Annotated in this window: 1 protein-coding gene; it reads right to left on the minus strand. The window is 62.0% G+C overall.

The genetic code is table 11. From position 1 onward, the window contains the following. A partial coding sequence (locus OC445_RS26895; protein ID WP_084712400.1) for a ribonucleotide-diphosphate reductase subunit beta occupies nucleotides 1-854 on the minus strand: 854 nt, incomplete at its 3' end. Nucleotides 855-891: the final 37 nt, after the last annotated feature.

Consider the following 891-nt stretch of genomic DNA (forward strand, 5'->3'; position numbering starts at 1 on the left):
GGGTTTTCGATTTTGATCTGGTTGATCACGTCGATACCGAAGTTCAGGTGCATCGACTCATCGCGCAGGATGTACTGGAACTGCTCGGCCACGCCGGTCATTTTGTTGCGGCGACCCATGGACAGGATCTGGGTGAAGCCGCAGTAGAAGAAGATGCCTTCCAGCACGCAGTAGTAGGCGACCAGGTTGCGCAGCAGCTCTTTGTCGGTGTCGACGGTGCCGGTTTCGAACTTCGGATCGGAGATCGAGCGGGTGTACTTCAGGCCCCAGGCGGCCTTTTTGGCGACCGATGGAATCTCGTGGTACATGTTGAAGATCTCGCCTTCATCCATGGCCAGCGATTCGATGCAGTACTGGTAGGCGTGTGTGTGGATCGCTTCTTCGAAGGCCTGGCGCAGGATGTACTGGCGGCACTCCGGGTTGGTGATCAGGCGGTACACGGCCAGCACCAGGTTGTTGGCTACCAGGGAGTCGGCGGTGGAGAAGAAGCCCAGGTTGCGCATGACGATACGGCGTTCGTCATCGGTCAGGCCTTCGGGGTTTTTCCACAGGGCGATGTCGGCGGTCATGTTGACCTCTTGCGGCATCCAGTGGTTGGCGCAGCCGTCGAGGTACTTCTGCCAGGCCCAGTCGTACTTGAATGGCACGAGTTGGTTGAGGTCGGCGCGGCAGTTGATCATGCGCTTTTCGTCAACGGCGACGCGGGCGGAGGCGCCTTCGAGTTCGGCGAGGCCTTCGGCGACGTCGAGTTTGTCCAGGGCGGCCTTGGCGCGCACGATGGCGGCGGAGTCGTTGGCGGTGACGGCGCGGGCTTCCACGGCGGCAGCGGCGCCGGCACCGTCGAGGCGGTCCATGTTGGCTTCGGTGGCGTGGCCGGCGTTGGCGCCTTTG

Origin of the sequence: Pseudomonas sp. Pse35 (assembly GCF_024519715.1) — a bacterium.
In the GTDB taxonomy this organism is placed as follows: domain Bacteria; phylum Pseudomonadota; class Gammaproteobacteria; order Pseudomonadales; family Pseudomonadaceae; genus Aquipseudomonas; species Aquipseudomonas paracarnis.